This window comes from Planktothrix rubescens CCAP 1459/22, assembly GCA_904830895.1.
Classification (GTDB): domain Bacteria; phylum Cyanobacteriota; class Cyanobacteriia; order Cyanobacteriales; family Microcoleaceae; genus Planktothrix; species Planktothrix agardhii.
The window spans coordinates 270156-292303 of sequence record LR882958.1 but is presented as its reverse complement, the minus strand read 5'-3'; the positions used below and the strand labels follow the sequence as shown (position 1 = coordinate 292303).

At 40.7% G+C, this 22148-nt stretch carries 20 protein-coding genes and 1 pseudogene; 9 read left to right on the top strand and 12 right to left on the bottom strand.

Annotated elements, in window-relative coordinates:
- Positions 1–41: 41 nt before the first annotated feature.
- The gene (locus NMG86_RS01450) at positions 42–1202 is read left to right on the top strand and encodes an amino acid ABC transporter permease (protein WP_043938913.1); all 1161 of its coding nucleotides are present in this window, start codon (positions 42–44) and stop codon (positions 1200–1202) included.
- Position 1203: 1 nt separating this feature from the next.
- On the opposite strand, the gene NMG86_RS01445 is transcribed toward NMG86_RS01450, so the two are convergent.
- Entirely contained in the window at positions 1204–2091 is an 888-nt protein-coding gene (locus tag NMG86_RS01445) for an alpha/beta fold hydrolase (RefSeq protein WP_043937882.1), read from the bottom strand.
- 270 nt (positions 2092–2361) lie between these two features.
- Positions 2362–2655, bottom strand: coding sequence for an HU family DNA-binding protein (locus NMG86_RS01440; RefSeq protein WP_026788361.1), 294 nt, complete (start codon positions 2653–2655; stop codon positions 2362–2364).
- Positions 2656–2909: 254 nt separating this feature from the next.
- Between NMG86_RS01440 and NMG86_RS01435 the strand changes: the two genes are divergently transcribed.
- The 3 genes from NMG86_RS01435 (at position 2910) to NMG86_RS01425 (ending at position 5166) form a co-directional block, all read left to right on the top strand.
- The gene (locus NMG86_RS01435; RefSeq protein ID WP_026788360.1) at positions 2910–3476 is read left to right on the top strand and encodes a pentapeptide repeat-containing protein; all 567 of its coding nucleotides are present in this window, start codon (positions 2910–2912) and stop codon (positions 3474–3476) included.
- A 98-nt stretch (positions 3477–3574) separates the two neighbouring features.
- The gene (locus tag NMG86_RS01430; protein WP_026788359.1) at positions 3575–4546 is read left to right on the top strand and encodes an adenylate/guanylate cyclase domain-containing protein; all 972 of its coding nucleotides are present in this window, start codon (positions 3575–3577) and stop codon (positions 4544–4546) included.
- Between the two features lie 95 nt (positions 4547–4641).
- Positions 4642–5166: a hypothetical protein gene (locus NMG86_RS01425; protein WP_026788358.1), complete on the top strand. Its 525-nt coding sequence runs from the start codon at positions 4642–4644 to the stop codon at positions 5164–5166.
- 388 nt (positions 5167–5554) lie between these two features.
- On the opposite strand, the gene NMG86_RS01420 is transcribed toward NMG86_RS01425, so the two are convergent.
- A complete protein-coding gene (locus NMG86_RS01420) occupies positions 5555–6040 on the bottom strand; it encodes an ABC transporter substrate-binding protein (protein WP_026788357.1) in 486 nt (161 codons plus the stop codon).
- Complete coding sequence (locus NMG86_RS01415) at positions 6034–6231, bottom strand: hypothetical protein (protein WP_141295540.1); 198 nt, start codon at positions 6229–6231, stop codon at positions 6034–6036. Before NMG86_RS01415 ends, NMG86_RS01420 begins: the two co-directional genes overlap by 7 nt.
- A gap of 458 nt (positions 6232–6689) precedes the next feature.
- Between NMG86_RS01415 and ltrA the strand changes: the two are divergent.
- A pseudogene (gene ltrA, locus NMG86_RS01410) lies at positions 6690–8762 on the top strand (group II intron reverse transcriptase/maturase); the annotation flags it as partial.
- 17 nt (positions 8763–8779) lie between these two features.
- Here the strand turns inward: ltrA and NMG86_RS01405 are convergent.
- From NMG86_RS01405 to NMG86_RS01395, 3 genes are all read right to left on the bottom strand, one after another.
- Positions 8780–9781, bottom strand: coding sequence for a PRC-barrel domain-containing protein (locus NMG86_RS01405; protein WP_026788354.1), 1002 nt, complete (start codon positions 9779–9781; stop codon positions 8780–8782).
- A gap of 130 nt (positions 9782–9911) precedes the next feature.
- Complete coding sequence (locus tag NMG86_RS01400; RefSeq protein ID WP_087882247.1) at positions 9912–11129, bottom strand: RNA-guided endonuclease InsQ/TnpB family protein; 1218 nt, start codon at positions 11127–11129, stop codon at positions 9912–9914.
- Positions 11130–11609: 480 nt separating this feature from the next.
- On the bottom strand, positions 11610–11942 hold the full coding sequence (locus tag NMG86_RS01395) for a thioredoxin family protein (protein ID WP_026796850.1): 333 nt from the start codon (positions 11940–11942) through the stop codon (positions 11610–11612).
- Positions 11943–12245: 303 nt separating this feature from the next.
- Here NMG86_RS01395 and topA point away from each other — a divergent pair, with 303 nt between their 5' ends.
- Entirely contained in the window at positions 12246–14969 is a 2724-nt protein-coding gene (topA, locus tag NMG86_RS01390; protein ID WP_087882246.1) for a type I DNA topoisomerase, read from the top strand.
- Between the two features lie 201 nt (positions 14970–15170).
- Here topA and NMG86_RS01385 read toward each other — a convergent pair whose 3' ends face one another.
- A complete protein-coding gene (locus NMG86_RS01385; RefSeq protein WP_026788351.1) occupies positions 15171–15737 on the bottom strand; it encodes a Uma2 family endonuclease in 567 nt (188 codons plus the stop codon).
- A 149-nt stretch (positions 15738–15886) separates the two neighbouring features.
- On the opposite strand from NMG86_RS01385, the gene NMG86_RS01380 reads away from it, so the two are divergent.
- On the top strand, positions 15887–17068 hold the full coding sequence (locus NMG86_RS01380; protein ID WP_026796849.1) for a 5-(carboxyamino)imidazole ribonucleotide synthase: 1182 nt from the start codon (positions 15887–15889) through the stop codon (positions 17066–17068).
- Between the two features lie 68 nt (positions 17069–17136).
- Positions 17137–18540 carry a GTP-binding protein gene (locus NMG86_RS01375; protein WP_042154992.1) on the top strand — a complete coding sequence of 468 codons (1404 nt, stop codon included), beginning with the start codon at positions 17137–17139 and terminating at the stop codon, positions 18538–18540.
- Here the strand turns inward: NMG86_RS01375 and NMG86_RS01370 are convergent.
- A complete protein-coding gene (locus NMG86_RS01370; protein WP_026795118.1) occupies positions 18513–18947 on the bottom strand; it encodes a DUF4359 domain-containing protein in 435 nt (144 codons plus the stop codon). The genes NMG86_RS01375 and NMG86_RS01370 overlap by 28 nt on opposite strands.
- A 67-nt stretch (positions 18948–19014) precedes the next feature.
- On the bottom strand, positions 19015–19605 hold the full coding sequence (locus tag NMG86_RS01365; protein WP_026796847.1) for a carbonic anhydrase: 591 nt from the start codon (positions 19603–19605) through the stop codon (positions 19015–19017).
- A 223-nt stretch (positions 19606–19828) separates the two neighbouring features.
- On the opposite strand from NMG86_RS01365, the gene NMG86_RS01360 reads away from it, so the two are divergent.
- Positions 19829–20071 (top strand): hypothetical protein, encoded by a 243-nt coding sequence (locus tag NMG86_RS01360; protein WP_227350853.1) that lies wholly within the window; start codon positions 19829–19831, stop codon positions 20069–20071.
- Positions 20072–20143: 72 nt separating this feature from the next.
- Here NMG86_RS01360 and NMG86_RS01355 read toward each other — a convergent pair whose 3' ends face one another.
- Both NMG86_RS01355 and petA read right to left on the bottom strand, forming a co-directional pair.
- Positions 20144–20989, bottom strand: a complete 846-nt coding sequence (locus NMG86_RS01355) for an alpha/beta fold hydrolase (protein WP_026796846.1) — start codon at positions 20987–20989, stop codon at positions 20144–20146.
- A gap of 113 nt (positions 20990–21102) precedes the next feature.
- On the bottom strand, positions 21103–22059 hold the full coding sequence (gene petA, locus NMG86_RS01350; protein WP_026796845.1) for a cytochrome f: 957 nt from the start codon (positions 22057–22059) through the stop codon (positions 21103–21105).
- Positions 22060–22148 lie beyond the last annotated feature (89 nt).

Here is a 22148-nt window from a genome sequence, read left to right as displayed (position 1 = left end):
CGTCTCTACACTGTTAATATGGGTACTTAATAAATAATATTATGAGCAATAGAGAGCAAAAAATTCCGCTTTGGCGAGATGACCGATTTTGGCGAATTGCTTTGCAGGTTTTAGTGATTGTAATTGTGGTGAGTGTATTTGCTCTTTTGGGCGGAAACCTAAATCGCAGTCTCAGACAAACTGGAAGTGGTTTTGGCTTTAGTTTCTTAGGAACATCGGCGGGATTTAATATTCTCGATAGTTTAATTCCCTATACTCCGACAGATCCTTATATTCGGGTTTTATTCGCCGGATTATTAAATTCTCTGCGGGTAATGTTTTTTGGAATTATTCTCACAACTTTATTGGGAATTACTGTTGGTATTGCCCGTTTTTCTGATAATTGGCTTTTGCGTAAATTATCGTTTATTTATGTCGAAATTGTTAGAAATACTCCTCTATTATTACAGTTAGTTTTTTGGTATGGGGTTTTTGTGCAGCTTCCTCAGATTAAAGAAAGTTTCAGTTTTTTTAATGCAGTTTTCTTGTCTAAGCAAGGAATTTTTATGCCTTGGCCGTCGGGAATGCAAGGAATTATTGGATTTGGGGTTTTAGTGATTTCTGCGATCGCAGCTTTAATTATATCAAAAAAACGCCTAAAAGTCATGATCGAAAGGGGAGAATCTGGACAAACTCAATTGATCACTTTGGGGATAATTGGTTTGATTGCTTTATTAACATTAACTATCGGATTAAATTGGCAAACTCCAATATTTAATCCCACAACCAATAATATAGAAGGAGGATTAAGGCTTACGATTGAATTTACAACCCTGTTAGTCGCTTTAGTAGTTTATACAGCGGCTTATATTGCTGAAATTGTGCGGGCGGGGATTCAATCTGTTTCCAAAGGTCAATGGGAAGCGGCTCGCTCCTTGGGTTTACAATCCGGTTTAGTCATGCAGTTAGTGGTATTTCCCCAAGCCCTGCGGGTGATTATTCCGCCCTTAAATAGTCAATATTTAAACTTAGTAAAAAACTCCAGTTTAGCGATCGCCGTTGCTTATGCGGATATCTATAATGTTGCCACAACTACTTTTAATCAAACCGGAAAAGCGATTGAAGTCATGTTAATTATTATGGGAACTTACCTGACAATTAATTTATTAATTTCTTTAGGAATGAACCAATTAAACCGCAGTGTTCAGTTGCAAGAAAGATAAATTAATGGTCAAGAAAATCATCTTCAATCTTTTTCCGAATACAACACTGATTCATAATAGTTTTGATATGATCAACAACAATATTAGTCTGTTCTAGCATAGCTAAATGCCCACAATTGTCAATTTCAATCACATTGTTATCCCCCTGACGAAATAGCCAATGAAAACTGGCTAAATGGCGAACATATTGAGGCTCCATAATTAAATCTTGGCATCCCGCCAAAAAATAAACAGGTTGGCTAAGTTGGGAAACCACCTGGGGTAAACGATGAACTTCCGCTTCAGTAGTGGAATCTAATAACGCCCCTAATGCGGCTTCGGGATGGGCGATGACAAAATCAATTAACCTTTGGCGTCCCCAGCGTTGGGTGATGGGACAAGCCACTTGAGCACGGGTAAAGATTAAATCCAACAGGGGTAAATAACATAACCATCGGGGGCGGAATTTAACAATTTTTTCTCCCACGGAACGAAATTTATCAAATTCTTCTTTCAGGTAAATTCCTCCCCCAGCATTAATACAAATAACGCCTTTCACCTGTTTCGAGAGTTTATCTGCTGCTAAAAGCGCAATCGTCCCCCCCAGGGAATGACCCACTAACCAGGCATTTTTGATATTCAGGGTTTGTAATAGAATCCCTAAATCTTCGGCGTAGGAAATGGGGGTATAAATAGCGTGTGATGGGTTTCCCGCCAACAATTGAGAATTGCCAAATCCCCGTAAATCGTAGGATAAACATTGATATTCGGGGGCTAACAGGTCGATTACGGGTTGCCAATAGTGACGACTCAGTAGCCACCCATGAATAAACACAAGTACATCACCCGATGAGGTTGGTGATGTCAATTCGTAACTATGTTTTACGCCATGGATATCGATAGTAGCCATAATCCTATCGTATCTTGAAATGTACTTTTTTCGTTAATCTACTATCCTCTCCGTTAAACCTATCCAAAACTATCTATCCATTTCTGTCACTCTCCGAGTGTTAAGATAACCGGATCAAGTTTGAGTCCCATTTTAACAATAATCCCACGCCAAAAAAATTAGTATAGCGTGGGAAAAGTTATAAAAAATTGCAATAGCAAAAAAACGTTAAACCAAAACCGGAATAATCTCAGATTCTTCGATGAAAATAAGGACAATTCGACTCAGGGCTTAAGCCACTTCGTCAGAAACCCCTGAAACCAACTCTTTGAAGGCCTTACCTGCCGAGAACACCGGAACAGTGGTCGCCGGAATGGTCATGGGTGCACCCGTACTGGGGTTACGACCCTCACGGGCTTTACGTTCTCTGGCCTCAAATGACCCAAAACCCACCAAAGTCACTTTTTCCCCATCCGCCACCGCTTCCATGATGGACTCACAAATGGCTGAAACAATCAAATCCGCTTGTTTTTTAGTAACACCAGCTTTAATGGCTGTGGCTTGAACCAGTTGTTCTTTATTCATCTGATATGAACCTCATAAATTATGTGAGCAAGTCTGCAAATGCAGAAACGGCTGAACCATCCGTCTTTAAAATTCTGATGCCTTCTGACAAAACACCAATTTACCACTTTTGTAGAGATTAGCATTGATTTGAGGGAGTTTTGACACTCTTACGAATAGAATTTGGGAGATTCAAAGCTTAAGTAGAAGGACGGGGCTTGATAGCCTATTTTTGGGTGACAATAGAATAAACCCTAGACTTGAAAAGATCAAATATGACGGCTGAAGAACTTTTGATGGCTTATGCCTCTGGAAAGCGGGATTTTCGGGATACAGACCTATTTCGGGCTGATTTTAATAATGCTGACTTGAGTGGGGCCAGTCTATTTCGATGTCACCTGTTTCGGGCTAACCTATTTCGGGCTAACTTGATTGGGGTGAATTTATACAATGCCGATCTCGTTGGTGCTAATCTCTACTGTGCTAATTTAAGTGGAGCTAACCTCAGTGGGGCTAACCTGACCCGAGCGGATTTGACCGGGGCTGACCTGAGTGGAGCGGACTTGAGTGGGGCGGATTTGAGTGGGGCAACTTTATCCTTGGCAAATTTGAGTTATGCTGATCTGAGTCGAGCCACTTTATTAAAAGTCGATTTGGTGGAAGCGAATTTGAATCATGGGAACCTCAAAGGAGCTAATTTGAAAGATGCTAATTTCAAGGATTCAACGGTTCAGGACGCTAATTTGACGGGTGCAATTAATATAAGTTTAGATTTACTCAGTTACCTGCAACAGCAAGGAGCAATTTTATCTAAATCGGAGCTTTCGGTGACTCAGTGCTAGACCCTTGAACGTGCGGACTTGGCCTCCGCACCCAGCCCCTCAAAATTGTGGCAATATTCGGTGTGGCTTTTTAATCCCCCAATGCTCTCTATCCAGTGATTTTGACCTTGGAACCAACTCCCCATTTAGTCTTACATACCGAAGGTGGTAATCGCTATTTACCACTAATGGGTAAAAATTACTGGACATTCGGTCGCAGTGAGGACAATACTTTTGTCGTCAAAGACCGATGGATGTCTCGTAACCATGCCATGTTACAACGCATGGAAAATGGAGAGTTTTTTTTAATTGATTTAGGGAGTCGAAATGGTTCTTTTGTCAATGGTCGGCGGGTAACAATTCCGGTTACCCTTCATAATGGAGATCATATTGTTTTCGGACAAATGGAATTAGAATTCTATTGTCCTGATGTCACTCAAGAAACTGACCCTTCCGAACCCGAATCTGAAGATTTTACCGCCACATTAACTGTCCGTCGTTTGATATCAGTCATGGTGATGGATATTCGGGATTTTACCGTATTAACTAGACAATTAGATGAACGGATTTTATCAGAAGTTATCGGTCTTTGGTTTCGTCACGCCGGACAAATTATTCGAGAAAATGGCAGTTGGGTAGATAAATATATTGGCGATGCGATTATGGCCGTTTGGTTTCATGGAACTCAAGGAGTCACTCCCCAAGAAATGTTAAAAATTGCTAAAGCATTAAGTCAATTACATAAAATTACCCTAGAACTGAGTAATAATTATCCCTTGCCTTTCCCGTTACGAGTGGGTGCTGGTATTAATACCGGATATGCCATGGTCGGAAATACCGGAAGCGGTGGTACTGCTGATTATACAGCCTTGGGAGATACGGTAAATGCAGCATTTCGTTTAGAATCTTCGACTAAAGAAATTGGTATGGATATTGCATTAGGAGAAACTACCTATAAATATCTAGCCCAGGCTTGTCCTGAACAAAATTTTCAACAATATACTGTTAATCTTAAGGGCTATGATACCCCTACAATTACCTATGGCGGAACTTTTGCCAATTTAGATGAGTTTTTGGAACCGAAATCATAAAGCTGAACCCGACTATATTTTAATTCTTCCTTCTTTCTATTCCTAATCTTTTTAACGTGTATAATACTAAGTTAGAATATTTTACCTGATTAATTATGAAACTTGTCACCGACATCAAAATTCCCTTCCCTCGTCCCCTGGTTTTTAGTACCTACAGAGACAATTTAATGGATGTGGTCAACTCATTACCCAATAAAAATGATGTTAAATTAGTCTCTCATCGAGTAGAAGCCGATAAGGTTTATACTGTTTATGATTGGCAATCGGATGAAGATATTCCCGCACTGATTGAGAATATATTAAAACAGGATAAACTCCGTTGGACAGAATACGACACTTGGAATAATCAAGACTTTACCTTAGATTGGCAAATTAAAACCCAAGCCTTTACAGAAGCATTCCAATGTTCAGGGAAAAACACCTTTTTAGAGGATAAAAACCACACCCTAATTCAAACCAGAGGCGAAATTCAATTAGACCCGAATAAAATAGATGGAGTTCCCGATTTTCTCAAAACTCAATTAGCCAGTTTGTTTGAACAAATCTTAGGAAGTAAACTCGAACCCAATTTAATAGATATGGGGAAAGGAGTACAAAAATACTTGGAAAAACACAAATGATAGGTCTAGGGTGGGTGAGTTTCTAGTCGTTTTTTGATCAGGATAACAGAATCACCCACTTTAGAAAAACAAAAATCAACCATAATGTGTCCACCTTCGGAGCACTTTCTAGTTTTTAGAATGCTTGGAGAATTGCAAGTTGTTAAGGGCGATCGCAGATACACAGATTACTCTATATCAAAAGCATTTCACTGCGCTGGCACAAAATCATAACCAGTACCAGAACGAGAGTTTTCGTCCCCAATAATTTTCACAAGTTGAATTGGGGCGTTACGATCGCCTGTTGGCAAAAAGGTCACGACTCCAGAAGCGCCTTGAGCAGAAAAGTTGGGCGATGAAAGTGCTTTTTGCACACCGATCCGAGTAGGATCTTATTGCAAAGCAGCAATCAATCTAAAAGTAGTAGTCTTCCCTGGTTTACTTGCACTACTTGTAAAGATTGATTGCGTGTCTTCTCATTGGGTAATAAAGTAATGACTTCTGCTCCCTGACTAATTGCCACGTCTACGTTAGCTTTAGGGCTAAAAGATGTATTACCCAAGTCAAATTCTGCTACCACCTCACCATTATTTTGAGCCAAATTTTTTGTAAACTCATTTTTTATTGATTGGCTATAGTTACTAGAAGAATTAAAGAAAATAGCAGTTTTTTGTAGTCCTGATTTATTAGTCAGGTAGTTAGCAAGAGCTTGACCAGCTAATTGATCGCTTGGTACTGTACGAAAGATATAATTGCCTAAGCTAGAAAGTTTAACTGAGGTGCTAGTAGGAGAAATCATTGCTAGTTGCCCTTTCTCATATACCGTTCCGGCTTCCAGAGAGACATCACTGCTGAAATGACCAACTACACCCAAGACTGATGGATTTTTTACCAAGGCATTTGCAATTTGGCAGTTGTAAAGTCACCCTTGGCGAAGGCTTGTATACCAGAGTGTTTATAGGAATTATTTTGATCCACAATCAAATACTTTTCTCCAAAGCTTAAAAACGGAAGTAAAACGGCAAGGTTGACTTTTGAACCTGTTGTCACCCATCCAAGTTGGCTAATAAACAAGATTAAAGACAAAATTAAAGATAAGAGTATAACCCATATGCTACCATTATGAATCTTTTGATTTAGATGATTAATTCTTAATTTTAGTTCTTCATCAATCTCGATTTTTTCTGTAGTTATACCTGCTAATATATTGTGTTCTTGATATAATTAACTGTTCTATCTGTGAATATATCCATGTAGGGGGTATTGCTCACTCCAGAAATAACCAGTGAAACGAGGTTTTGATAGTCAAGAATGGTATTAAAAAAGCAGATAAACAAGGTTAAAGGAATGATTACAATAACGAGAACGGTATAAGAGGAACCAAATCTATAGAGCCAAGGCTGTAGCCCATAACCTATACTAATAAAAGCACCCCAGATTAGATTCCAAACAATTTGTTCTGGAATACCTCTGATTTTTCTGATTTCTGGGTCGTCAGAGTCTTGCACAACATACCAAATTAATGCGAAGATACTGACAATAATAATGCGAAAGCCCGGAAGCTCCAAAAACTTCTAGTTAAGTCATATTACGCCAAACTCTTAGCAGTTAGAAGGGTCACTCAAGATAATCAAGGCAAGAAAACGGCAGGGGTAGATGGGGTCAAATCCATCACACCCAAACAACGATTAGAAATTGTTGAAAGTCTGAGTAAATACCAAAAAGCGAAACCACTCCGAAGGAAATGGATACCCAAACCCAACGGAGAAGAACGTCCTCTAGGAATCCCAACTATAAACGACAGAGTAAGGCAAGCCTTGGTTAAATCTGCGTTAGAGCCACAATGGGAAGCCAGATTCGAGGGTACAAGCTATGGGTTCAGACCCGGACGCTCTGCCCATGATGCAATGTCAAGAATCTTCCAAAGCATCAATAAAAGTGAATATTTCATCCTAGATGCTGACATCTCAAAATGCTTTGACCAAATTAATCATGATTACCTACTGTCCAAAATCGATTGTCCATCAACAATGAAAGCCCAAATCAGACAATGGTTAAAAGCTGGAGTTATGGACAACGGCATATTTAACGCAACAGAGGCAGGCACTCCACAAGGAGGAGTCATCAGTCCTCTACTTGCAAACATCGCACTGGATGGAATGATCAGGCTAATTGACCTAAATTTCCCAAAGAAAGGGAAAGTCCAAGCCAAAGTCATCAGATATGCCGATGATTTCGTGGTCATTAGTCCACAATTAGAAATCATACAACAGTGCCAAATTGTCATCGAAGAATGGTTAAAACCTATCGGGTTAGAACTGAAACCAGCAAAAACCCGATTATGCCACACACTAAGAGAAATCGAAGTAAACGGCGAAAATATACCACCAGGATTCGACTTTCTAGGTTGGAACTTCCGACAATATCCCGTGGGTAAACACCACGCGGGGAAAAGTGGAGGTGCAGGTAAAAGTTCTAAAACACTAGAATTTAAAACCTTTATAAAACCTAGTAAGAAGGCTATTAAAGCTCACGCGGATAAGGTGAAAGAAGTGATTAAAACCCACAAAACTGCACCCCAATACGCATTAATCAAACGCCTAAATCCTGTAATTAGAGGATGGTGTAATTACCATTCCAAAGTCGTTTCCAATTGGAGTACAAGAAAAGGTACATCTTTCGATGTACCCAACAAAGTAGCATTTCTGCTTAAAAAACAGAAAGGCAAGTGTACCTTCTGTGGTCAATATTTCACCCCAGAAGATATTGCAGAAATCGACCATATCATCCCAACGTCATTAGGCGGAAAAGATGAATATAAAAACCTGCAATTATTACATCGCCATTGCCACGATATTAAAACATCAACTGATGGGTCTTATAACTCAAAAGAAGATGGCTGGTATGCCTCAATCGTAATTGAAGATGCAAGTGTACCATCGCCATTATCTCTTGATACGGTTAAGTCAGCAGTAGGTATTGATGTTGGGTTGAAAGAGTTCTTAGTTGACTCTGAAGGTGATGCTGTGCCAATTCAGCAATATTACCGCAAAGCTCAATCCAAGCTTGCTAGAGCGCAAAGAGAGTTATCTCGTAAGGTCAAAGGCTCCGCTAATTATCAAAAGTTAGCTCACAAGATTGCTTGTCTACATCAGTTTGTAGCAAGAGTTAGGAAGGAATTTCACTATCAAGTTGCTCATAAGTTATGCGAGAAATATGATCTGATTGGCTTGGAAGATATCAATATCAAAGGCTTGGCTAAGACTCGTTTAGCTAAGTCAATCCTTGATGCAGCATGGGGACAGTTTTCGCAAATCCTAGAAGCAGTGGCGGTAAAACGCGGCAACTGGATTGTGAAAGTAAATCCCTATGGTACTTCTCAAAGATGTTCTGGCTGTGGCAAAAATGTTCCTAAAGCTCTGTCAGTTCGCACCCATGAATGTCCGCACTGTGGCACCGTCTTAGACCGTGATCACAATGCGGCAATTAATATCAAAAATTTAGCTCTTAACGCCGTCGGACTTACGGTGTCAGCCTGTGGAAGCAAGCGAGGTTACTCAGCTTGTGAAGCAGGAATCTTTATCTGTGAAGAAAAGAAGCTCACGCTATACCGCTAGGTTAGCGTGAGAGTATGTCACTCCTCGTATTCGGGCATTTTTGTCTTCTCTGGAATATTAATTCGAGGAGGTTGATAGGGTTTGGGATTTTCGCCCTCATCCCAAGCGTCCGAATCTACCTCATCTTCATATTCATAGTCTAACTCTCTGGCATAGAGCTTTTGTTCTTTACGGGGGGTCGGGTCAATCGGAACTAATTCCCGTTCTCGATAACGATCATCCTCATCCCGTTCCACATCGCCCCAATTATCTTCTTCTTCATAGTCATTGTAAATCGGTTGGGGTTGGCGTAAAGGCTGAACTGGGGCGGGATGTTCTTCCCAGGCATCATTTTCATCCCAGGCTTCTTCCTGAGCCACCGCCGGGGCGCGATTCGCTCGTTGTGGAGCCGTTTGGGGTAGTCCGGTGCCTAACTGGTTAGCAGGTTTTACCGTTGGGGGATAATACATTCCCTCATCTTCTTTTTCCCAAGGTGCTTCTCCTAAACCTAAACGTTCTAACAGACCGACGGATAACTGTTGCAGTCGATCTTCTGAACCTTCAAAGACAATTAAGCGATTCGGGCCACTACTAACAATTTCCTCAATGGATAATTCATAGGTGCTGATCACCTGTTCAGGTATTTGAGGTAGACCGATGGAGGCAATAATCAAAGATTCTAGTTTGCCATCCCGGGTATCGAATTTGAAGCCGCGCACCCGTCCCAGGGGTTCCCCGGTTTCGGTAATGACCTCACTGTTGATCAGGGTACTGTAGTTTTCTACATCCACATCTTCTTCAAGGACGGTATCATCATCCACCAAAATTACGTCCCCGATTTCGCGGACACTACTCAGGTACATAAATTTTGGCATTCCAGCGATCGCTAGAATATTATTACGGATTCCGATCGCTACAATTTCACGCTGATCTATGTCTACCCATAATTGGCTGACGATTCCAAGTCGTCTACCTCTGTCACGGGTGATAACTTGAGTGCCGAGAATTTCGGAGCGTTGGCGGATATGTTCAGATGTCATGCTAATAGTGAATTTCAGTTTTAACTGTTAAATATACAGATTACTCTACAAGTTCTAATGGCGTGAATGCGTATCCTTGCCATTAGTTTTTCGGGTTTCCTCTATTGTAGTTGACACTCCCACCCCTACGCTACGCTAAAGGGGTGGGATTCTCGTATCTAGCCCAATCAAATAAAGACAGTTGAATATACTCTTTTTGATTGTTTTTCACCGAGTTCGGGGGTGCGCCAAACACCCCATAATTTAAACCGGATGAATCCATTACAGAAGCATCTCTCTTTAGGTTTAAATCACAAGCGAAACCATCCCATTGAGACAGATTTCGTGCAGCATTAAAATCAGAATTGTGGTAGTGACCATTAGGGCAATTAAAATCATGCCGATTTCTTTTGCCAATAACACCGCAAGTTGAACAAGATTTAGAAGTATAGGGCGCAGGTCTTTTAATTAATTTCAATCCTTTAAGAGCCAACTTATAATTAAGTTTTTGCTCCAAAGAATAATAAGACCAAGTGTGTCGAGATTCACCGGAATCAGAACGAGATTTCTGGCTCTGTTTCATGGTTTTACGACATCCTTCCAAATCCTCTATAACAATATCGGCGTTATGGTATTGGGCAAAACGAACAATTCGGCGACTGACTGTATGGTTAATAGCTTCCATCCATCGTTGCTCTTTTTTGTTCCATTTCTTTAAAGCTCGAAACTTTTTAGCTTCTTGAAGTTGTTTTCTACGTTGTTGAAAATAACGTCTTCGATGCTTAACACTTTGACCATTAAAGAACTTGCCGAAACCTTCTTTTGGTGCAACTACCGCTAAATTATTCTGCCCTCGGTCACATCCTAATGTTTTCTCTGTCTCAACTTCTGGAACATCCTCTGTTATCGACAGATAGGCATACCACTTATTTCTGTGTTTAATCAATTTAAAAGAACCCCCTTGAATTGTTTCCTCTAACAATCCATCTAAAACGGGTTGCCAATGAGGAGATGCTACTTCAATGGGGATTCTTTTTTCACCTTTGAGGGTCGGGAAGCTAATTGAATAAGTATTTCCTTTCTGAGTTAACTTCCAATTTTGATTGTTAACTTCTACAGGAAGAACTTTATATTGCTTGGTTTTACGACCCGTTGGGGATGTGGTATGTCGAATAACTTGATTGACCAGAGCAGATTTTAACTCGGACATGATTTTAGCTGTTGTCATTTTTCGCCGTTCTTTGATTGGCAATGACAACAGCTTATTAGCAATTCGCGTATTTTCTTTCGTCATTTGCTCAAACATTTGAGCTTGACAACGGTTGAGTTTTGCGAATTTTAATTTAATCGTCCGAGTTACTTTGATCATGGAAAATATGATAACATAAATATCTAATAACTGGGTACAAATTAATTGGTAGATGACGGCACTTAAAAGTGCCTGCGTCGCTTTTCATCCCACGGCTGAAGCCAGTGGGCTTTCACGATCCCACCCTGGCTTTGTAAAAAACTACCCTTGGCCCATTATACAATGATGCTATCGGAAGATTTTATTTTGGGTCACTATCGCCGGATAGATTCGGATTGATTATCAAGTGAATCTATAGGGTTCTACTGCACAGTTTTAGCCTCTCCCCAGTAGTGGGTAAAAGATTCTTAAAAAATAACTCGCATTCATACGAATAGAGTGGGGCATACCCGCTCTTTAGCTTGGGGATAATCCCACCTCTGGTTAAAGCACTGCAAGGTAATTTGATTAAGTGGTTTCGCTGAACCAAGAATCCCCACGCCTTCAGGCACAGGGAGTGTCAATAGATGGAATCCCCGCCCTGAACGGGCGGGGCGGATATCAAGCGGATAAACTTGCTTCTAGCCACTCGATTATTTTAGGTTTAGGGATAGCCCCTTCATGGGACTTGACAAGATTCCCATCTTTAAATAACCTCAAGGCGGGAACCCCTTCCACTTTATAGGATTTAACAGTGATAGGATTGGGATCTATCGCCATTTTTACTACTTTTAAGCGATCGCTATAGGTTGTGGCGATCGCTTCCATAAAAGGAGACATAAGCCGACAAGGGCCACACCAATCCGCCCAAAAATATACTAAAACTGGAAGTTCTGCTTTCAGAACTTCGGAGTCAAATTTTAAATCTTCAATGACAAGAACATGATTACTCATATAGCAATCCTAAATAGGTTGTAACATTTTAATACTGACATGAAACAGCTAGAAGTATTACCCATGTTCCGGTGTTCCGGCGTTCCGGCGTTCCGGCGCTCCCTTTTGCCCAGGACTTTTGAACACAACTCAAATAGGATTACTCAAATAGTGAGTGTGTGGAGATCCCCTCACCCAACCCTTTCAGGGTTTACCTAAAGTTTTATTGGCTGTATGTAGTGCTAATATTGTCAACAAAAGCAATTACCAACGCTTTTTCTTCATTCCCCAAGTCCGGTGTTTGCTGTAACCTGAGAAGGTGCTATGTCAACTTTAGTCATTGTTGAATCTCCAACCAAAGCCCGTACCATTCGCAACTTCTTACCATCGAGCTATCGGGTAGAAGCCTCAATGGGTCATGTCCGTGACCTTCCCCCCTCTGCTGAGGAAATCCCCGAAGAATATAAGGGGGAAACGTGGGCAAAACTAGGAGTGAATGTGGAAGGGAACTTTGAACCCATTTACGTTATCCCCAAAGATAAGCAAAAAATTGTTAAGGAACTCAAAGCCGCCCTCAAAGAAGCGGACGAACTCGTTCTCGCTACTGACGAAGACCGCGAGGGAGAGAGTATTAGTTGGCATCTACTCCAAATTCTGAAACCGAAAGTCCCAATTAAACGGATGGTATTTCACGAAATTACCCAAGAGGCCATTCGTGAAGCCCTAAAAAATTGTCGCACCGTTGATGAAGAACTGGTTCATGCTCAAGAAACCCGCCGCATCCTTGACCGCCTCTATGGTTATACTCTTTCCCCCCTGTTGTGGAAAAAAATTGCTAAGGGATTATCCGCCGGACGGGTGCAGTCCGTGGCCGTGCGTTTACTGGTCAGTCGAGAACGGGATCGTCGGGCTTTCCGGTCTGGGGGATATTGGGATTTAAAAGCCCTTTTGGAATATACCCCCCCCAACCCCCCCTTAGCAAAGGGAGGCGCGGGAAGTAAATTTGAAAGCAAACTGGTGAGTCTGGCCGGGGTAAAAGTGGCGACTGGGAGCGATTTTGATGAAACCACTGGAAAAATTGCCGCGGGTCGGAAGGTGGTTTTACTGGATGAAGCCGCTTCAGTAGCTTTAAAACAAAGGTTATCGGGTAAACCCTGGACGGTGGCAAACTTAGAGGAAAAAGCCGTTACTCGCAAACCCTCTCCTCCGTTTACCACCTCCACCTTGCAACAGGAATCTAACCGTAAACTCCGGTTAAGTGCCCGTCAGACCATGCAAACCGCCCAAAGTTTGTATGAGCGGGGATATATTACCTATATGAGAACCGACTCCGTGCATTTATCGGAGCAAGCGATTACCGCCGCCCGGGAATGTGTGGAACAGAAATATGGGAAAAATTACCTCAGTCCCAAACCTCGGCAATATACGACTAAATCTAAAGGAGCGCAGGAAGCCCACGAAGCCATCCGTCCGGCGGGAAGTTCTTTCCGTACCCCCCAAGAAACGGCCCTAAGTGGAGCCGAACTCAACCTCTATGATTTAATTTGGAAGCGTACCGTAGCCTCCCAGATGGCTGACTCTCGCCAAACTAATATTACCGTTGAGCTAAAAGTTGAGGATGCCGGATTCCGCAGTACCGGAAAACGAATTGATTTTCCTGGGTTCCTGCGGGCCTATGTGGAGGGTTCCGACGACCCAGAAGCAGCCTTGGAAGACCAAGAGGTATTATTACCCCCTCTGAAAGTTGGCGACCATCCTGACTGCAAAAAGTTAGATGTAGTTGGACATGAAACCCAACCTCCGGCTCGATTTACCGAAGCCTCCTTAGTTAAGACCCTAGAAAGTGAAGGTATTGGTCGCCCTAGTACCTACGCCAGTGTAATTGGAACCATTATTGATCGGGGGTATGTTCAGTTAAAAAATAACGCCCTGATTCCCACTTTTACGGCCTTTGCGGTTACCAACCTCTTAGAAACATACTTCCCGGATTTGGTCGATTTGCGATTTACCGCCCGCATGGAAGACACCCTCGATGATATTGCTACCGGAGAAGCTCCTTGGCTACCCTATTTGGAAAAATTCTATTTAGGCGATGCTGGACTGGAAAATCAGGTTAAAGACCAAGCCAGTAAAATTGATACTAAAGTCGCCCGAACTATTGAGTTAGAACAGTTGGGAGATGAAGATGATCCGATTCAATATCGCGTCTGTATCGGTAAGTTTGGCCCCTATATTGAGGCGGGAACTGGAGAGGACATGATTACCGCTTCCATTCCCCAGGATTTGACTCCGGCGGATTTAACCCCGGAGGTAATTCGGGAGTTGGTGGGACAAAAAACCGAAGGGCCAGAGAAATTAGGAGTTCACCCAGAAACGGGAGAAACTATCTATATATTAATTGGCCCATACGGCCCCTATGTGCAGTTGGGGTTAGAAGCCGAAGACAGTAAAAAACCGAAACGGGTATCTATTCCTAAAGGTGTTGAGAAGGAAAACGTCACCGTGGAAATGGCTTTAGGGTTATTAGCCCTACCGCGACTATTAGGAACCCATCCTGAAACCGAGGCTAAGATTAAAGCCGCCTTGGGGCCGTTTGGGCCCTATGTTGTCCATGACCAGGGGTCATTGGGTAAGGATTATCGGTCGCTGAAAGCCCCTGATGATGTGTTAACCATTAGTTTAGAACGGGCGTTAGAACTGTTGGCCCAACCGAAAACCAGTGGTCGGGGAGGACGGGGTAAAAAAGAAATTCCGCCTTTACGGGAGTTAGGAACCCATCCCGCCGATGGTGAACCTGTGAATGTTTATGATGGTCGTTATGGGCCATACATTAAACATGGAAAAATCAATGCTTCCTTACCCAAGGATGCGGCGGTAGAGGCGTTTACCTTAGCCCAAGGGTTGGAATTGTTGGCGGCAAAAGCGGATTCGGGTTCGAGTTCTCGGAGTAAGTCTAAAACGACTAAAACAGCCTCGAAAACCACCGCTAAAACCACGAAAACTACAACCAAAAAGTCCTCAACTACTAGCAAAAAAACAAGCTCGTAGCTGTGTTTTAAAGCCAGATTGTGAGTTACACGCTAACTGGGCTTTTCTAAGTCTTAACTAGCGTGTAACTCTTGATCAGGAGATATTTACCTTGGCTTCGTTATATTTAATTCAAGGCCCCATTAGGGCAGGACGAGATATAATGCTGTAAGATGAACTTACTTTATCTAATTCTGTGGTAATTTTAAATACAAAAGCAGATTATTCATCTTCGTCAAATACCGGAGGCCAGATTTCTTCAACTATTAATTCCCATCCAGGTAGCAGTTCGTTAACAGTTAAAATATCACCATTTCCTAATATAATTACAGGCTGATCCGGTCGATAAACTTCCAGTTGACAGGTATCGGGGTCAATCAGAATCGCAACTTTAACTCCCTGTTGGATATAAACTTGGATTTTATCTCGCAGTTTTTTCAGGCGATCGCTTTGAGATTTGACTTCAACGACTAAATCGGGAACTAGGGTCGCAAAATATCTCACACTTCTGAGCAAGCGATCGCGCAAAACAAAAGTAACATCCGGTGCTTTTAGGTCACTATTTGGTAAAATAAACCCACCTGCGGAGTCAAAAACACGACCCAAACCACGAGGTTTCACCCAATTACGAAGTTGACTAGCAAATTCTAAGGAGACTTCACTGGCGACGATATCTGATGGCCCCATAATGGTAATATTACCCTGTTCTAGTTCAATTTGATAGTCCAAGCCAGCTTCACAGAAGACGGACTCAATACGTTCTAGGTCTTTGACGGTCATTTCAGGCATGGTGAACCAAGTCCCAGGAGATTGTTAATGCAGTTGAAGCAGAAGCACATTTCACCTTCAATGTAACTCAATTTTCTATTAATATCACGCTTAATATAAATATTGCTATATTCAGTTAAAATAAATAAAGTTGAGACTATTGCTAAAAAATGAACACCCGATCTACTCCCACAATTCAACCTCAAACCCTAAGCAAAATTGGTGTAATTGGAGGAGGACAATTAGCTTGGATGATGGGAATGGAAGCCACATCTTTAGGGATTTCTTTATTTGTTCAAACGCCCGAAACTGACGACCCCGCCGTACCTTTTGCGACCGAAACAATTTTAGCCAAAATTGATGATGCCACAGCCACGGCAAAATTAGCAAATCATTGCGATGTTATTACTTTTGAGAATGAATTTGTTGATTTAAACGCCCTCTCTAAACTGGTGGAACAGGGAATTTGTTTTCGTCCACGCTTGTCAGCTTTATCTTTATTATTAGATAAATATGATCAACTCAGTTATTTAGAAAAAATTGGTTTACCTGTTCCCGAATTTAAACTTTTAAACCCCGAAAATGGTAAAATATTTAATCATAATTTGGGTTATCCGGTGGTTTTAAAAGCCTGTCGCTATGGATATGATGGACAGGGAACTTTTATTATTAACAATGCCGAGGAATTATCTCAAACTTGGGCGAAATTTAACTATCCTCCGATGTTATTACAAAAATTTGTTCCGTTTGAACGGGAATTAGCGGTAATTGCAGCCCGTTCGGTGGCAGGAGATGTGGCAGTTTATCCAATTGTTGAAACGGTACAGAAAAATCAAGTTTGTCATCGGGTTATTGCTCCAGCTAATATTAATAAAACTATAGCCGAAGCAGCAGAAGCGATCGCCAAAACCTTACTTAATAGTTTACAAGTAATTGGTGTATTTGGGATAGAATTATTCTTAACATCCGAAGGCAAACTATTAGTTAATGAAATCGCACCGCGCACCCATAATTCCGGTCATTTTAGTTTAGATGCTTGTGAAACTTCCCAATTTAAACAACATTTAAGGGCGGTGAGTGGTTTACCATTAGGTAATACCGCTTTAAAATGTAGTGGGGCGATCATGGTGAATTTATTGGGGTTTGAAACTGCTAATAGTGAATATTTAGAAAAGCGTCAAAAGATCGCAGAAATTCCTAATTCCTTTATTCGTTGGTATGGTAAAACCGCATCTCGTCCAGGTAGAAAGTTAGGTCATGTAACGGTATTAATTCAGACAGAAAACGATCAAAATATAGAAAAAGAAGCAAATGCGATCGCCGATCAAATTGAATCAATTTGGTACTTGTAGGGTGCGTAAGATCGGCATACACACCAAAACCCCATCATTCCAAAAAAGCCAGTCTATACCCATTAATAATGAATACTCATTTTAATCAAGCTCGTTCTAGTTTAAAACAAACTTTATCCCGTTATAACCACTTACAACGGGGGCGAAGGAGTTCTCATCCTGAATTACAAGCAACATTACAAAAACAGTTAGAAATCCTATCAACTAATTTAGAAAAACTAGAACAAGGAATTATTAGAATTGCCGTCTTTGGATTAGTTAGTCGGGGAAAATCGGCGGTTTTAAATGCCTTATTGGGGGAAAAAATCCTCCAAACCGGGCCGTTAAATGGTGTAACCCAATGGCCCCGTTCTATTCGTTGGAGTGTACCTTTATCTCAGATTGAAGAACCGAATCGAATTGATAATATTGACGAACAAAATCCGATTCAAGTTGAGTTAATTGATACCCCAGGATTAGATGAAGTCGCCGGACAGGTACGGGGGGATATGGCAAAGGAAGTCACTCGCCAAGCGGATTTAATTTTATTTGTGGTATCGGGGGATTTAACTAGAACCGAATATGAGGCTTTATTAGAATTACAAAATGCTCATAAACCGTTAATTATTGTTTTTAATAAAATTGATTTGTATACAGAAATAGAACAGGAAAAAATCTATCAAAATTTACAAAAACTAGCTCACACTCAAGATATTTCTATTGTTGAATCTCCTAATAAATCTAAACCATTTGAGATTGTCAAAGTATCAGCAGAACCCGCACCAATCCAACTTAGAATTGAATGGCCAGATGGTCGAATAACTTATGAATGGGAATCTCCATCATCTCAAATTGATGAATTAAAACAGATTATTTTAAAGATATTAAATCGAGAAGGACGCTCACTTTTAGCTTTAAATGCTTTAGTTCAAGGGCGAGAAGCAGAAAGAATTATCGCCCGTCAAAGTATTAAATTACAATCGGCGGAAGCAGAGGAATTAATCTGGAAATTTACTCGTTATAAAGCTATAGCGGTAGCCTTAAATCCCATTGCTATTTTAGATGTTTTGGGTGCAACAATTAGCGATTTAATTTTAATTCGGTCTTTGGCCCGTTTATATGGTTTACCGATGACCAGTTATCAAGCGGGGAAATTATGGAAAAAAATTCTATTAAGTTCGGGAGGATTACTATTAGCTGAAATGGGTAGTGGTTGGATATTAGGATTTGGGAAAAGTGCGGCTGGGTTAGCTACAGATCTCGCTAATTATGCCGGAATTGCCATTACTCAAGCCTCAATTTCTGCCTATCTAACTTATACCGTTGGTCAGGCGGCGCAAGTATATTTAGAAAAAGGCTGTACCTGGGGTGAACAGGGTATTGATACCGCTATTCAAGAGATTTTAAATCAAGTTAACCGAGATAGTTTTATTATCCGTTTAAAGTCGGAAATTGATCGAAATTCTCAACTTGATTCTTTAGAAGTAGATTGAGCAGAATTAGGCTCTTTTGTGGGAAAGGTAAGAAAATTACCAAATCCTCCTAATGTTTGATATTTATATCCAGCGATTTCGGTCGTATAAACACTAAATAAAATCGCATTTTGTCGGGTTGTGGATTTATCTACCGTGTCTTTAATTAAGTTACGTTGATTAACAACTAAGGTATTACAGGTATTCACTAACGCACTAGAAAATCCTTTTAAAAATTCAGGGACTTGAGATTCTTTACAAATGGATTTTTTAATTTCGGTGGATAATTGATCAGAAGCATAATTAATATATTCTTCTCGTTTAGGATTGGTAAATGCCATAGTTCCGGCTAAAATAGTCAGTAGAATTACACCTTTTCCTAGATAACCCGAAGATGATTGGGATGGAGTAGAATCAAGTTTCATCATGGCTTTAATAAAAATAACAGAATATCTTGATTATATCTTTCTGGAGTTATTCTGTCGCTTCAGGATTTTAGCTAGACCAAGGAAAGGTAATTTTTTTAGGTATCACCGCTTGGAATTGCGACTCTAAAGTAACAAAATATAGTTCTACATCCAGATTGGGATAACGATGACGAATCTTGGTATAGGCTCGGTTTAAATAATCAGCATGGGCTTGATATTCTTGTTCGGGATTTTGATGCAGGTTAGGGTTAATTAAACTAGAGTATGCTCCACAATCTTCATGATCTAAAATGATCACTTTTTCAATAGAATGGAGTTTATAGGATAACTCTAATTGATCCCAAAAAACCGTTGCTTCTGCTTTATGGGGAAAACCAGAAATTGCTAAGGAAGCTCCGGCTAGGGCTGTCCAGTCATATTTTTGAGGTAAAATATTAGAGAGAAATTGCTGTTCTGCGTTCATAAACCGAAAATCAATACAACTTAATACTAAAGCTGTAGCGTGATGATTTGCAGATAGAGCGGGTTTAGCAAATTCTAACAGAGGAATAGAAACAATAGTTGTTAATATCGATCGCATAAACCAACGACGACTTAACAAATGGGAACAATTCCCCTGACAGGAACATTTTTGATTAGTTGGAAAGGTATTTTTCATGGAGTTTGAAGGCTTAGATCATCCATTAGAGAGTGTTAGACTGATTAACAATTGTTTACATAGGGAGGTTTTATAGAGCCTACTTACTTATAATAGATTAATAATCGCATTCTGTATTTAATTTCACAGAAGAGAGAAAATCTTAGTTTCGCCGATACTTTCGCTTTTCTCTAAATAATGTTAATAAGGAAATTATATGAACAATCCTGAAGCAGAAATAAAATTGCAATTGCGGCCACGGATCACGGAAACAGTCTCGATTGAAGTCCCAATAGATACTTTAGAATCACTGACAAAAATAGCGACAATTCGAGATATGTCTGTAGAAGCGTTGCTGAAGTTTTATATAGGACAAGGCTTGCGGACAGACTTAACTAAAGCCTTTTCAGAACGCCTGTTGGATACAACGGCTCAAGTGCTGGCCAGACATCTTGATTCAGAAGAAGCCGAAAAAATTACTCAGTAATCCGTTGTTGGGCTTTAGCCCCTCTTAAGATGGGCTGAAGCCCAACAACGGGGGTTTTTGGGGTTGATAATCTTAAACTACTTTTTTCCGCAAAAATAATATTAAAGCCTGACTAATTTCTTGAGGCCAATGTTCTTGGGGATAATGTCCGGCTTTTTCTAAGGTGATAATTTCAATATCAGAAATCCCTTTTGCAAAGGTTTCAACATCGGTAAAATTCAACCAAGGATCAATTAATCCCCAAATAATTTGAGTTGGGCGATGCCAATTTTTAAAGCCAGATTCTATTTCAATCATAGCATCTTTTAAGCGTAAATTTTTTAAGATTGCTAAGAGCGATCGTCCAGCCGCAGAAGCCTTTAAAAACGGACTACGATACACTTCTAAAACCTTATCCTCAATCACATATTTACTACCTACTTCTAAAGTTCTATCAACTAATAAAGGATCTTGAGTGATCATATCTCCCACAAACGGTAACGCCATTTGTTGTAATTTCCAGGGGAGTTTAACCGATGTGGAAATAGGAGTATTCAGAATAATTAATTTTTCAATTTGTTCAGGATAACGTAGGGCATATTGTAATCCCATTGAGCCTAAAAATCCTTGAACAACTAAATAAAATTTTTCTATTTTTAACTGTTTTAAAAATTCTCCTAAACCTTGAATAAAGGCATCAGGCGTATAGTTAAAATCCCGTTTATCTGGTTTTCCCGAATATCCAGAACCTATCCAGTCCGGTGCGATCGCTTTATATCCTTGTTTTTCTAATTCATCTAAAATTACTAACCAACTATAACTCTGAGAAACTAATCCATGCAAAAATACCACGGGAATTTTATCATTGGTTTCGGGATTTGTTTCCCGATAAAACCAATCTAAAGATCCGACTTTAATTTCGTTTTTAGTAATTGACATAATATTTTCCAGCCTAATTTAACCACAAAGACACAAAGAAGAGTAAAAAAAGTTGTAGAGACGTTAAATTTAACGTCTCTACAAGGGTTGAAATCATCAAAACGACTCAAAAGTTAGAAATTCATTTCAGCCGATTGAACTTTCTCAATTTGTTTCTTCTTCATTACCAGCATAACTTGAGCTAACATCACCAAAGCGATAAAAGCAATTAAGCCAGTAACACGAGTGGAACTTTGCAGAACAATTTCAGTATCATGCTGACCAAAACCACCCACATTGGGGTTATCGGTTAAAGCATCACCTACTGCAACAGTTTGACCTTCAGAAACCATCACAGAAGGGCCAAGAGGAATTTCATCGACAACGGTTTGACCGTCGGCCTTTTGAATGGTCACTTGAGAACCTGATTCTGCGTCCGTTGTTACCTGAGTAACGGTTCCAGCAGCAGAGGCTTTATAAACGGTATTATTGCTAGAGTTTCCGGCCGGATAGACTTGACCGCGACCTCGGTTTCCACCGACATGAATAGCAAATTTACCATAGTGGACGGATTTATCCGTTTCGGGGTTAGGAGACAGGACAGGGAAGATAATTTCTTGATATTCTTCTCCGGGTAATGGCCCGACAATCACCACATTTTCTTGATCTTCCCGATAGGGTTGGAAGTATAGATCACCAATTTCTTCCTTCCATTCTTCAGGAATCCGATCTTCAGGAGCAATTTTAAAGCCTTCGGGCAGCATTAATACCGCACCGACGTTTAAACCACCTTTACTACCATCGGCCGTGACTTGTTGAACGTTGGTATCGTAGGGAATTTTAACAACCGCTTTAAAAACAGTATCCGGTAAAACCGATTGGGGAACTTCAATTTCCGTAGATTTTGCCGCTAAGTGACAGTTGGCACAAACAATCCGTCCCGTCGCTTCCCGGGGGGTTAGGGGAGCGGTTTCTTGCGCCCAAAAAGGATAGGCCGCCGCCGACTGGGGTAGGGCAAAATCACTGGTTAGGAAGAAAGCAACCGTTGCTACGGCAACCCAAAGGATTTTCCAAGCCCGCAAACGAGGCATTTTTACTAATTGATCAATTGGTTGCATTACTAATGTTCTATTTCTGGTCAAAGTCAACAGAATCAATGATCGCAGAGTTCAGATTTCAG